Raw genomic sequence first — 12,034 nt, 5'->3', positions numbered from 1 at the left:
CTAGTCGCTCTCTTCAGTGCGGTGCTCGGCGGACTCGCGTCCGGCGGCGGCGTCATCGGCGCCGGCCTGGATCGCGGGTGCCGCGTCGTCTTCGTCTCCGGTCAACTCGGCCTCGCTGTCCGCCGCTTCGTCCGCGACGGGCGCGCGGCCCGCGGTGGCGAAGGCGGCCAGGCCGGCGAAGGACTCGTCGGGCGGGACCGCGGGGAACGCGGCGCCCTCCGTGCGCACGGTGCGCTCCTCGGGCTGCTCGTCCTCGCGGCGCCGGCTGCGCCGCCGGGGCAGTCCGCCCGGGGTGGTGTCCAAGGCCTCGCCGGACTCCGGCTGAGTGACGGTTTCGACGGCGACCGGGCCGTGCGCCTGCACCGGGGACGCGGCGGCGGGGGCAGCCGCCACGGGAGCCGGAGCGGCGGGGGCCGCGGGCAGCGGGCTGAAGAACTTGTGCGGGACCACGACGACCACCGAGGTACCGAGCCAGGGCGAGTCCGCGAAGGTGACCCGGATGCCGTACCGGCGGGCGAGAATGCCGACGACCCGCAGGCCGATGTTGGCGTCCTCGGAGATGCCCCCGATACCGGGTCCGGTGTCGGTGCCCGCCAGGGAGTGCTCGGCCTCGCGCTTCTTCTCCTCGCTCAGGCCCTTGCCGGAGTCCTGGATCTCGATACCGACGCCGTTCGGTACCTCCTTGCCGGAGACGACGACCGGCTCGGTGGGCGGCGAGTAGCGGGCCGCGTTGTCCAGGAGGTGGGCGAAGATCAGCGTGAGGTGGTCCACCAGACCGCCGTCGACGCCGAGTTCGGGCAGGTGCCGGACCTCGACGCGGTGGAAGTCCTTGATCCGGCCGATGCCGCCGCGCACCACGCTGAGCAGGCGCTGCGGCTCCTGCCACTGGCGGCCGGGGCGGTCCGAGCCGCCCAGCACGCCGATGCTGCCGGCGAGCGAGTCGGCCGGGCCGAGCTCCTGGTCGAGCTCCATGAGACCGCGGGCCACGGCGGGCAGCCGGCCGTGCTCGCCCTGCATCTCGTGCAGCCGGCCGCGCAGCTTGCTGGTCAGGACGTGGATGCGGTTGCCGATGCTGATCACGGCCTGCTCGGCGGAGGTGGAGCGGTTGAACTCCTCCTCCACACCGATCAGTGAGGTGCGCAGGATGCGGCGCAGGTCGGCCCGGACGTCCTTGTCGACCTTGGCGCACTGCTCGGTGACGGGCAGCAGGTCGTCGATGGCGTCGCCCTCGCGGAGCCGCTTCAGGGCTTCGGGCAGCTGCTCGCCGGCGAGCCGGGCGATCGCGGCCCGCTGGTGCGTGACCTGCTCCTGCCAGACCTCGGCCTGGTCGGCGAGCTGCGCGTCGGCGGACTTCAGCTGGTCGGCGAGTCGCTCCTCGTACGCCCGGGCCTGCTCGGCCAGTTGGGCGTCGTAGTGGGCGGTCCGGTCGGCGAGCCGGCCCTCGAAGGCGGACGCCTGCTCCGCGAGCTGGGCGTCGAACGCGGCCGACTGCTCGTCGAGCCGGCCCTCCAGCGTGGCGCGCTCGGCGGAGAACTTGCGCTCCAGGCCCGAGACATGCTGCTGCCACTGCTGGGAGTGCTCCGCCTGCGAGCTGCGGAAGGACCCTTCGGAGCTGCGCAGTTGGCGCTGCGTGCGGATCAACAGGCGCACGCACACCGAGCTGGCGGCGGTGGCCGCGGCGCCGGCGACGGCCGCGGTTATTCGCTCCGAGCTCATGAACGTGGCAGCGACCGTCCCTCCCCCTAAGGCCAGTGGCATCAGCCACCAGCTGTACCAGGCGACAGGGGCCCGCGCCGCCGGCGGCGGAGTGGCGAGTTCCATCTGCATCCCTCGAAGCAACACGATCGAACAACAGCGAACAGGGGCGGTGTGCGAAGGCCGCACTCACGAGTACGCACGGCGGGACGGACCCACCTTGGGGTACGTCAACTCGCTGTGACGGAAGGGAGCTTATCGGGTTTGAACCCGAAAGGATCAACCTCGGTGGACAGAGGAAGTGAGGGTTCCGTCACGCTCCGCCAGTTGGTGCCAAATCAACAAATACCCATTGCCACCCGCGACTTCCGGACATGCACCCCCACACCCCGGCCGGAAGAACCGTAACTTCATGGACACCTGTCCAGCTATAGTGGACACCTGTTCAAGAGATGGGGAGGATCCGCCGATCATGGAAATTCTGGCGAACGTGCTGGTCGGACTGGTGGCCGCGCTGCACGCGTACATCCTGGTGATGGAGATGTTCCTGTGGCAGAAGGGCCCCGGGATGCGCTTCCACGGCTTCGACGCGGAACTGGCCCGGCGAACCGCACCGCTCGCCGCCAACCAGGGCCTCTACAACGGCTTCCTGGCGGCCGGCCTCGTATGGGGACTCGTGGCCGCCGACCCGACCGGCTTCCGGGCCCAGGTGTTCTTCCTGGCGTGCGTGGTGGTGGCCGGGGTGTACGGCGCGGTCACGGCCAACCGGCGGATCCTGTTCGCGCAGGCACTGCCCGGCGCGCTCGCCCTGGCCGCCGTCCTCGCCGCCCGGTGACCGGCCGCCCGGCCGTCGAGGACCCGCGGGCCGCCCGCACCCGGGCGCGGCTGCGGGCGGCCCTCCTGGCGGAGTGCGCGGAACGGCCGCTCGCCGAGGCCGGGGTGGCCGCGGTGGCACGCCGGGCCGGGGTGGGCCGGGCCACGTTCTACGTCCACTACGACGGCCTGGAGGCGCTGGCGGTCGACACCTGCGCGGACGTCGTACGGGAGGCCGTCGACGCGCTGCACGCCTGGCGCGGCCGGCCGGACCCGGTGCACGCACCGCCGGCGCTGCGCGAGTTCTTCGCCGGGCTGGTCCCGCACGCGGCCCTGTACCGGGAGCTGCTCGCGCCCGGCGGCGGGGGCCCGCTGGGCCGGGTGCTGCACCGGGACCTGCGGGCGCGCAGCCTGGCCGAGCGGGAGCTGGTGGGCGCGGCGGACGCCCCGCTGGTGGCCTCGGCGGTGGCCGCCACCTTCGCCGGGGTGCTGGCGGACTGGCTGCACGGCCTCCTCGACGCCGGTCCGGACCAGGTGGCGGACCAGGTCTGGCAGTTGCTGGTCGCCCTGCACATGAGCCGCTGAGCCGTCCGGGGGGAGGGCTGGCACGATTCCATCGAAGGTTGGCCATCGTGCCATGTTCCCGCCGGGCAGGTCCCGGCAGGCTGGGTGACCATGAACGATGTGAACACGATGCGTGCGGTCGGCCAGGACGTCCTCGGCGGCCCCGAGGTACTGAAGGTGATCGAGACGGCGCGGCCGACGCCGCGCCCCAACGAGGTGCTGGTCCGGGTGCGGGCCGCAGGCCTCAACCCGACGGACTGGAAGCACCGGGAGAACGGCGGCTTCCTCGGCAGGCCGCCCTTCGTCCTCGGCTGGGACGTCTCCGGCACCGTCGAGGAGACCGGGATCGGCGTCGCCGCCTTCAAGCCCGGTGACGACGTCTTCGGGATGGTGTCCTACCCGTTCGGGCACGGCACGCACGCCGAGTACGTGATCGTCCCGGCCCGGGCCCTGGTGCCGAAGCCGGCCGTGATCGACCACGTCCAGGCGGGCGCGCTGCCGCTGGTCTCCCTGACCGCCTGGCAGGCGCTGGTGGAGAACGCCGACGTCCAGCCGGGGCAGCGGGTGCTGGTCCACGCGGCGGCCGGCGGGGTCGGGCATGTCGCGGTGCAGATCGCCAAGGCGCGCGGCGCGTACGTGATCGGCACGGCGAGCGCGGGCAAGCACGACTTCCTGCGGGAGATCGGCGTGGACGAGCCGGTGGACTACCGGTCCGTGGACGTCACGGACACGGTGCGGGACGTCGACGTCGTACTCGACACCGTCGGCGGGGACACCTCGGTCGCCTCGCTGCGGGTGCTGCGGCCCGGCGGGATCCTGGTGTCGATCCTGCCGGTGGGCTCGCCCGCGCTCTACGAGGAGGCCGAGCGGCTGGGTGTGCGGGCGGTGCGGATGCTGGTGGACGCCGACCGGGCCGGGATGCGGGCGGTGGCGGAGCTGGTGGCGGCGGGGAAGCTGCGCGCGACGGTCGCGGGGACCTTCCCGCTGGCCGATGCCGCCAAGGCGCACGAGCTGGGCGGCACCGGCCGGACCACCGGGAAGCTGGTCCTGGTGGTGGACTGACCTGCGCGGTCAGAAGGTGAGCACGGGCTTGATCGCCTTGCCCGTGCTCATGTCCCGCACCGCCCGGTCGATCTCGGCGAACGGGTAGGTGGTGACCAGGCGGTGCAGCGGCAGCCGTCCCTCGCGGACCAGCCGGACCAGGGCCGGGATGAAGGCCTGGGTCTCGCTGTCGCCGAGGGTGAGGCCGACGATCCGCTTGCCCGACAGCAACCCGTTGACGTCCAGCGGGACTTCGGTGCCGAAGGGCGGGGCGCCGACGACGACCAGGGTGCCGCGGGCGGCCAGCGCGTCGACGCCCTGGCGGAGGACGCCGGCGTTGCCGGTCGTCTCCACGATCCCGTCGGCGCCCGCTCCGTCCGAGATGCGCCGCAGGGCCTCGGGCACGACCTCACGGGTGGCGTCCACGGTGTGGGTGGCGCCCAACTCCCGTGCCAGTTCCAGGCGTTCGGCTATCCGGTCGACGGCGACGATCGTGGTGGCGGGGGTGAGCGCGGTGGCCATGACGGCCGAAAGGCCGACCGCTCCGGCGCCGAGGACGACGACCGTGCTGCCGGCCGCCGGTTCCAGGACGTTCCACACGGCGCCGACTCCGGTCTGCACCCCGCAGCCGAGCGGGGCGACCGACTCCAGCGGGACGTCCCGGTCGATCCTGACCAGACTGCGCTCGTCCACCAACGCCCGTTCGGCGAAGGAGGACTGGCCGAAGAAGTGCCCGCCGAGCGGCTCGCCGTCCCGGCTGACGGTGGACGTGCCGTCGGCGCGCCGACCGCCGATGAGGTTGAGCGGCAGCCAGGTGGTGCAGTAGGCGGGGTGGCCGCCGTGGCAGTTGCGGCAGCCGCCGCAGGAGGTGAAGGACAGCACGACGTGGTCGCCGGGGGCCACACCGGTGACGGCGGAACCGACGGCCTCGACGACGCCGGCGCCCTCGTGGCCCAGGACTCCGGGCAGCGGGAAGGGCAGTCCGCCGCTCGCCACGCTGAGGTCGGTGTGGCACAGACCGGTGGCGACCATGCGGACGAGCGCCTCGTACGGCCCCGGCGCGTCGAGCTCGACGTCGGCGAGGGTGAAGGGCGCGCCGCCGGACTCGACGACGGCGGCTCGGGTGGTGGTGGGCATCGTACGGACTCCTGGTCTGCGAGGCTCAGTCGAGCGAGACGACGACGGACTTGACCTTGGTGTAGGAGGCGAGCGCCTCGGGGCCGTACTCGCGGCCGAAGCCGGAGGCCTTGACGCCGCCGAAGGGGACGGCGGGGTCGAGCATCGCCCAGTCGTTGACCCAGACGATCCCGGCCTGGAGGCGGGCGGCGACCCGGTGGGCGCGGGCCAGGTTGCCGGTCTGGATGCCGGCGGCGAGGCCGTACGGCGTGGAGTTGGCGAGGGCGACGGCCTCGTCCTCGGAGTCGAAGGGCTGCACGGTGAGGACCGGTCCGAAGATCTCGTCCTGGACCACCCGGGAGTCGTTCGGCAGGTCGGCGACGACGGTCGGCCGGTAGTAGAAGCCGCCGTTCAGGTCGAGGCGTTCGCCGCCGCAGACGATACGGCCGCCCTCCTTGCGGGCGAGGTCGACGTACTCCTCGACCTTGCGCAGGTGCTTCTCCCCCGCCATCGGGCCGACGACGGTGGCGGGGTCGCGCGGGTCGCCCACCGGGACGCCGGGGACGGCCTCGGCGAGGATGCCGAGCAGGGTGGAGTAGACCGGGCGGGCGACGAGGAGGCGGGGGCCGCCCATACAGAACTGGCCGGTGTTGAAGACGAAGGCCTTGATGACCGCGCCGACGGCCTTCTCCAGGTCGGCGTCCTCGAAGACCAGGTGCGCCGCGTTGCCGCCGAGTTCCACGGTGACCGGCTTGAGCGCCTCCCCGGCCGTGCTCGCGACGTGCCGGCCGACGGCGGTGGAGCCGGTGAAGGCGACCTTGTCGACGCCCGGGTGGCGCAGCAGGGCCTCGCCCGCGACCGGTCCGGCACCGGTGACGACGTTCAGCACCCCGTCGGGGAGACCGGCCTGCTGGAAGAGGCGGGCCATGTAGAGGGCGCTGAGCGGGGTCTCGTCGGCGGGCTTGTGGACGATCGTGTTGCCGGCGGCGAGGGCCGGTCCGATCTTCGAACCGGCCAGGATGAGCGGGAAGTTGAAGGGGGTGATGGCGGCGACCACGCCGACCGGTTCGCGCCGGGTGTAGGCGAGGGCGTTGAGCGGGACGTCGCGGACGGCGCCGTCCAGGGAGTGGGCGAGGGCCGCGAAGTGCTCGTAGTCGTTGGCCGCGTTGGTGACGTCGACGGCTCCGGCGAGCGTGATCGGCTTGCCGACGTCCAGGCTCTCCAGGGCGGCTATCTCCTCGGCGTGCTCGCGGATCAGTTCGGCGACGCGGTGCAGCACTCGGCCGCGCTCCCGGCCGCTGAGCCCCGGCCACTCCCCCGCGTCGAAGGTCTCGCGGGCGGTGCGCACCGCGGCGTCGACGTCGGCCGCCCCGGCCTCCGCGACGGTGGTGATCACCTGGCCGGTGGCCGGGTCGGTCACCTCCGCCCTGGCCCCGTCGGCGGCCTCCCGCCACTGGCCGCCGATGAACAGCCGTCCCGGTCCGGTCCCGAAGGTGGTCGTCATTGCCCACTCCCAGCGTCGATCGCCAAGTCTTCAACAAACAGGATTCCTGTTGTTCCCATCCCTGGACCGCAGTCTGATTACAGACAGGATTCCTGTCAATGCTCTAGGCTGGACGCATGGTCGGTACAAAGACACGCCCCTCGCTGCTGTACATGGTCAAGCAGGTGGAGCTGGTGGTGCGCTCACACCTCGACGAGCTGGTGAAGCCCGCCGGGATCACCGCGCTGCAGTACACGGCCCTGACCGTCCTGGAGCGCCATGACGGCCTGTCGGCGGCCCAGTTGGCACGGGACTCGTTCGTCACCGCCCAGTCGATGGCCGACCTCGTACGGTCGCTGGAGACGCGCGGGCTGATCCGGCGGGAGCGCAATCCGCGCAACCGGCGCGAGCTGCTGATCCTGCTGACCGACGCCGGGCGCGAACTGCTCGCCGGGGTCGCCGGGTCGGTGCGGGAGCTGGAGGAGCGGATGGTCCGCGAACTCACCGCGCACCAGGAGGAACAGCTCCGCCAGGCGCTGAGCAAGGCGTGGCACGCGCTGTCCTAGCCGGACCGCGGCACTTCCCCGTTCCGGCGGCCCTTGCGTGGCACCGCTCCCACGTGCCCGTTCGCCGACTGTCGCGCACGCCACAGAAAATGGCGAGCCGAAGCAGCAGACATATGTCAATCGAACATGCTCAAATTCCCTCCATCGAGGGTAACTTGCAGGGCGGGGAACGGAATTGAACCGGCAGGGGTGGGAGGTGATGTCGTCGTGCGCCAGGAACCCCGGCAGGATCCCGCGCCGCTCTCCCGGCACCTGCGCATCCACGAGGACCGCGGCCACACGGTGCTGGAGCTGCGGGGCGAGATAGACATCGCGGCGGCGACGGAGATCATGCCCTATCTGGACCGGGTGACCGCCCGGGAGAACGCCCGGGTGGTGATCGACCTGCTGCGCGTCGAGTTCTTCGACTGCTCGGGGCTGCGGCTGCTGTACCGGGCGCGCAGCCGGGTGCTGGAGCGCGGCGGACAGCTCCAGCTGGTCTGCACGCATCCGCTGACCCTGCGGGTGCTGAAGGTGACCGGGCTGTCGCGGCTGCTGCCGCCCAGGGCGACGCTGGACGCGGCCCTGGGCCAGCCCGAGGCCACGTCCGGCACCTTATGACACCGTTGCCACCGTGATCACCGTGGCCACCATGGTCGCCGTGGTCGCCGTGGTCGCCGTGGTCGCCGTGGTCACTCGATGATCCTGATCACCTGGCCGGCGCCGACGGTCCGCCCGCCCTCGCGGATCGCGAACTTCAGGCCCTCCTCCATCGCGATCGGCTGGATCAGCCGGACGTGCACGGTGGTGTTGTCGCCCGGCATCACCATCTCGGTGCCCGGGGGCAGGGTGACGACGCCGGTCACGTCGGTGGTGCGGAAGTAGAACTGGGGACGGTAGTTCTCGAAGAACGGGGTGTGCCGGCCGCCCTCGTCCTTGGAGAGGATGTACGCCCGCGCCTCGAACTCCACGTGCGGGGTGACCGATCCGGGCTTGATGACGACCTGGCCGCGCTCCACGTCGTCCCGCTTGATCCCGCGCAGCAGCAGCCCGACGTTCTCCCCGGCCCGGCCCTCGTCGAGCAGTTTCCGGAACATCTCGACGCCGGTGACCGTGGTCCTGGTCTTCTGCGGGTGGATGCCGATGATCTCGACCTCGCTGTTGACCCGCAGCACACCGCGCTCGATCCGGCCGGTGACGACGGTCCCGCGGCCGGTGATGGTGAAGACGTCCTCGATCGGCATCAGGAACGGCCGGTCCACGTCCCGCACCGGCTCGGGCACGAACTCGTCGACGGCGTCGAGGAGTTCGAGCAGGGACTCGGTCCACTGCGGGTCGCCCTCCAGCGCCCTGAGCGCGGAGACCCTGACCACCGGGACGTCGTCGCCGGGGAACTCGTACTCGGTGAGCAGTTCGCGCACCTCCAGCTCGACGAGTTCCAGGATCTCCTCGTCGTCGACCATGTCGGTCTTGTTGAGGGCGACGACGATGTACGGGACGCCCACCTGGCGGGCCAGCAGCACGTGTTCCTTGGTCTGCGGCATCGGCCCGTCGGTGGCGGCGACCACCAGGATCGCCCCGTCCATCTGGGCGGCCCCGGTGATCATGTTCTTGATGTAGTCGGCGTGGCCGGGGCAGTCGACGTGCGCGTAGTGCCGGCGCTCGGTCTGGTACTCGACGTGCGCGATGGAGATGGTGATGCCGCGCTGCCGCTCCTCGGGCGCCTTGTCGATCTGGTCGAACGGGGTGAAGGGGTTGAGCTGGGGGAACTTGTCGTGCAGCACCTTGGTGATGGCCGCGGTGAGTGTGGTCTTACCGTGGTCGATGTGTCCGATGGTGCCGATGTTCACATGTGGTTTCGTCCGCTCGAACCTGGCCTTCGCCACTGGGGGCCTCCCGTCCGCCTCGGTGCCGCCGAGCGCGGTTCAGCGCTGCAACTCCTCCTTCCTGTCTAGAGGTTGCGCGGCTCGTCGAACAGGGCGCTCACGGACTCGCCGTTGTGAATACGGCGTACGGCCTCCGCCAGCGCCGGGGCGATGGACAGGATCCGCAGCTTGTCGGTGTGCTCCTCGGCGGGCACCGGCACGGTGTTGGTGCAGACGATCTCCAGCACGTCGGGCTGCTCGCTCAGCCGCTTGAGCGCCCCGGCCGCGAACAGCCCGTGCGTACAGGCGATCCGGATCGACCGCGGCGGGCCCAGCTCCCTGATCCTTTCGAGGAGTTCGACGACGGTGCTGCCCTTGGCGATCTCGTCGTCGAGCACGATGACGTCCCGGTCGGCCACCTCGCCGATCACCGAGCTGATGGTGACCCGGTCGTCCGGGTAGCGCTGCTTGGCACCGGCCGCCACCTGGGCGCCGATCAGCCGGGCGAAGGCGGCGGCCTCCTTGGCGTTGCCGAGGTCGGGCGAGACCACGGTGGTGCGCGACAGGTCGTACCGCCGGAAGTGCGCCGCCAGCTCGCGCAGCGCGTGCAGGTGGTCGACCGGCACCGAGAAGAAACCGTGCACCTGAGGGGCGTGCAGGGTCATGGCGAGGACCCGGCTCGCCCCGGCGGCCACCAGCAGGTCGGCGACCAGACGGCCGCCCAGCGAGATGCGCGGGGCGTCCTTCTTGTCGGAGCGGGCGTAGGAGTAGTGCGGCATGACGACGGTGATCCGGCCCGCCGAGGCGCCGCGGGCCGCGTCGCACATCAGCAGCAGCTCCACCAGGTGCTCCTGCACCGGCCGGACCAGCGGCTGGATCAGGAACACGTCCCGCTCCCGGCAGTTGGCCTGGAGCTGCACCTCCAGGCAGTCGTTGGCGAACCGGCTGACCCGGGTCGGGCTGAGCGGCACCCCCAGATGCGCGCAGACCTCCTCGGCCAGCTCGGGGTGGGCGCTGCCGCTGAAGACGGCGATGTCTCGCACGATCCGCTCCTCGCATGATCAATACGGGCTACGGGCTCATGCTACGGATCGTGGCGCTCTCACCACGGCACAGGTGTGCCGTCCCAGGAGAAGAACCCGCCGGTGGGTCCGTCGTCGGGCAGCAGCGCCAGCCGTACGGCCCCGCGCGCGCCCTCGGCCGGGTCGCCGCCCCGGCCGGTCAGCCCCGGCACCAGGCCGGTCGAACGCAGCCCCGGGGCCAGGGCGTTCACCTTGAACCCGGCCTCGGCCAGCTCCAGGGCGTACAGGACGGTCAGCGCGTTCAGCGCGGCCTTGGAGGAACGGTAGGCCGCGGACCTGGGAACGCCCTCGGCGAACTGCGGATTGGGCGCGGTACTCCAGGAGAGGGAGGCGGTACCGCTGGAGACGTTCACGACGCGCGGGTGGGCGGAGCGGCGCAGGGCCGGGAGGAAGGCGTTGGTGACCGCCACGACGCCGAAGACGTTGGTCTCGTACGTCTGCCGGAAGGCCTCGACGCCGGTCTCGGCGGGGGTGCCGGTCACCGGCTGGACGCCCGCGTTGTTGACCAGGACGTCGAGGCGGTCGACGCCCGCGGCGGCCCGCTCGATGCTGCCCGGGTCCGTGACGTCCAGCACCAGGAGCCGCGCGTTCGCGCCGATCTCCGCCACGGCCCGCTCGCCGCGCTCGGCGACCCGGGAACCGACGTGGACACGGAAACCCTCTTCGGCCAGCAGTCTGGCCACATGGAACCCGATGCCCGTGTTGGCACCGGTGACGAGTGCTGTGCGATCGTTCATGACAGTCACGGTCCCCCGGCCGCGTCCGCCCTGCCAGGGACCACCTGTACCAGGCGGACCGAGGGAGGCCGAGGGCATGGCGAGGCAGGAACTGGCCCGCTTCCTGCGCGAGCGCCGCGCGGGGCTGGGCCCGCAGGCGGTGGGCCTGCCGCCGGGCACCGACCGCCGCACCCCCGGGCTGCGCCGGGAGGAGGTCGCCGAGCTGGCCCACATGTCGGTCGACTACTACGTCCGTCTTGAGCAGGCCCGCGGCCCCCGTCCCTCCCCGCGCGTCCTGGACGCCCTGGCCGGGGCGCTGCGGCTGGCCCCCGCCGAGCGCAGCCACCTCTTCCGGCTGGCCGGCTCGGCCGCGCCGCCGCCCGGCACCGCGGCGGTACGGCGGGTACGGCCGCACGTGGCCCGCCTCCTTGAGCGGCTTCCCGACACCGCCGCGATCGTCACCGACGCGGCCTACGGCCTGGTGGCCTGGAACCCCCTCGCCCAGCAGCTGCTCGGCGGCGACCTCGGACACGGCACGACCAACCTGGCGCGGCGGCGCTTCCTCGGCCAGGGCCGGATGCACGAGAGCTCCAGCGCCGAGGAGTTCGGGCACATCGTGACGGCCCGGCTGCGGCGGGCCGCCGAGCGCTACCCGCACGACCCGCAACTCACCGCGCTGCTGGACGAGTTGCGGGCGGGAAGCGAGGACTTCCGGCGGATCTGGGCGACCCATCCGGTGCACGCCCCGGGACACCGCACCAAGGTCCTCGACCACCCCGAGCTGGGCCGGCTGCGGCTGAACTGCGACGTCCTGCTGGTACCCGAGGACGACCAGGAGGTCGTCCTCGTCACCGCGGACCCGGGTTCGGCGTCGGCGCGGCGGATCGCGGAGCTGGCCGCGGGGGCCTGACCGGCCTTCCGGGGGCGCTGGTGGCGGGTGGCCGTCGAACACGTTTCGGCACCGCGTGTATCAGTCCTGACCCAGCTGTCTCAATCGGCCGACAACGCGGTCTGACAAGGCTGTTGGCGGGCATTCGTGTCCTTGGAAAGGAGGACCGTCACATGGCGAGTTCCACCAAGGAGAGCAAGGCGAGCTCCACTCAGGAGGCTCCCG

General features: G+C 72.0%; 12 protein-coding genes. 6 read left to right on the top strand and 6 right to left on the bottom strand.

Annotated features, from left to right (window positions below; translation table 11 throughout):
* A complete protein-coding gene (locus AB0D74_RS33460; RefSeq protein ID WP_362595321.1) occupies positions 1–1,821 on the bottom strand; it encodes an ATP-binding protein in 1,821 nt (606 codons plus the stop codon).
* A gap of 346 nt (positions 1,822–2,167) precedes the next feature.
* Between AB0D74_RS33460 and AB0D74_RS33455 the strand changes: the two genes are divergently transcribed.
* From AB0D74_RS33455 to AB0D74_RS33445, 3 genes are all read left to right on the top strand, one after another.
* The gene (locus AB0D74_RS33455) at positions 2,168–2,530 is read left to right on the top strand and encodes a DUF1304 domain-containing protein (RefSeq protein ID WP_362595319.1); all 363 of its coding nucleotides are present in this window, start codon (positions 2,168–2,170) and stop codon (positions 2,528–2,530) included.
* Positions 2,527–3,093: a TetR family transcriptional regulator gene (locus tag AB0D74_RS33450; protein WP_362595317.1), complete on the top strand. Its 567-nt coding sequence runs from the start codon at positions 2,527–2,529 to the stop codon at positions 3,091–3,093. The genes AB0D74_RS33455 and AB0D74_RS33450 overlap by 4 nt, the downstream gene beginning before the upstream one ends.
* Before the next feature lie 90 nt (positions 3,094–3,183).
* A complete protein-coding gene (locus AB0D74_RS33445) occupies positions 3,184–4,134 on the top strand; it encodes an NADP-dependent oxidoreductase (protein ID WP_362595315.1) in 951 nt (316 codons plus the stop codon).
* 9 nt (positions 4,135–4,143) lie between these two features.
* On the opposite strand, the gene AB0D74_RS33440 is transcribed toward AB0D74_RS33445, so the two are convergent.
* Both AB0D74_RS33440 and AB0D74_RS33435 read right to left on the bottom strand, forming a co-directional pair.
* Positions 4,144–5,250, bottom strand: coding sequence for an NAD(P)-dependent alcohol dehydrogenase (locus AB0D74_RS33440; protein WP_362595313.1), 1,107 nt, complete (start codon positions 5,248–5,250; stop codon positions 4,144–4,146).
* 25 nt (positions 5,251–5,275) lie between these two features.
* The gene (locus tag AB0D74_RS33435; protein WP_362595311.1) at positions 5,276–6,733 is read right to left on the bottom strand and encodes an aldehyde dehydrogenase family protein; all 1,458 of its coding nucleotides are present in this window, start codon (positions 6,731–6,733) and stop codon (positions 5,276–5,278) included.
* 116 nt (positions 6,734–6,849) lie between these two features.
* Here AB0D74_RS33435 and AB0D74_RS33430 point away from each other — a divergent pair, with 116 nt between their 5' ends.
* Entirely contained in the window at positions 6,850–7,278 is a 429-nt protein-coding gene (locus AB0D74_RS33430; RefSeq protein ID WP_362595309.1) for a MarR family transcriptional regulator, read from the top strand.
* Between the two features lie 207 nt (positions 7,279–7,485).
* The gene (locus tag AB0D74_RS33425) at positions 7,486–7,878 is read left to right on the top strand and encodes an anti-sigma factor antagonist (RefSeq protein ID WP_362595307.1); all 393 of its coding nucleotides are present in this window, start codon (positions 7,486–7,488) and stop codon (positions 7,876–7,878) included.
* Between the two features lie 71 nt (positions 7,879–7,949).
* Here the strand turns inward: AB0D74_RS33425 and tuf are convergent, their stop codons facing one another.
* From tuf to AB0D74_RS33410, 3 genes are all read right to left on the bottom strand, one after another.
* Entirely contained in the window at positions 7,950–9,143 is a 1,194-nt protein-coding gene (gene tuf, locus AB0D74_RS33420) for an elongation factor Tu (protein ID WP_362595305.1), read from the bottom strand.
* A 65-nt stretch (positions 9,144–9,208) separates the two neighbouring features.
* Entirely contained in the window at positions 9,209–10,165 is a 957-nt protein-coding gene (locus tag AB0D74_RS33415; protein WP_362595302.1) for a ribose-phosphate pyrophosphokinase, read from the bottom strand.
* A gap of 59 nt (positions 10,166–10,224) precedes the next feature.
* Complete coding sequence (locus AB0D74_RS33410) at positions 10,225–10,941, bottom strand: SDR family oxidoreductase (protein ID WP_362595300.1); 717 nt, start codon at positions 10,939–10,941, stop codon at positions 10,225–10,227.
* Positions 10,942–11,017: 76 nt separating this feature from the next.
* Here AB0D74_RS33410 and AB0D74_RS33405 point away from each other — a divergent pair, with 76 nt between their 5' ends.
* On the top strand, positions 11,018–11,830 hold the full coding sequence (locus AB0D74_RS33405) for a helix-turn-helix transcriptional regulator (protein WP_362595298.1): 813 nt from the start codon (positions 11,018–11,020) through the stop codon (positions 11,828–11,830).
* Positions 11,831–12,034: the final 204 nt, after the last annotated feature.

The sequence above is a fragment of the Streptomyces sp. NPDC048278 genome, assembly GCF_040652195.1.
In the GTDB taxonomy this organism is placed as follows: domain Bacteria; phylum Actinomycetota; class Actinomycetes; order Streptomycetales; family Streptomycetaceae; genus Streptomyces.
Note: the sequence above shows the minus strand (reverse complement) of the source record. Positions and strands in the feature narration are given on the sequence as shown.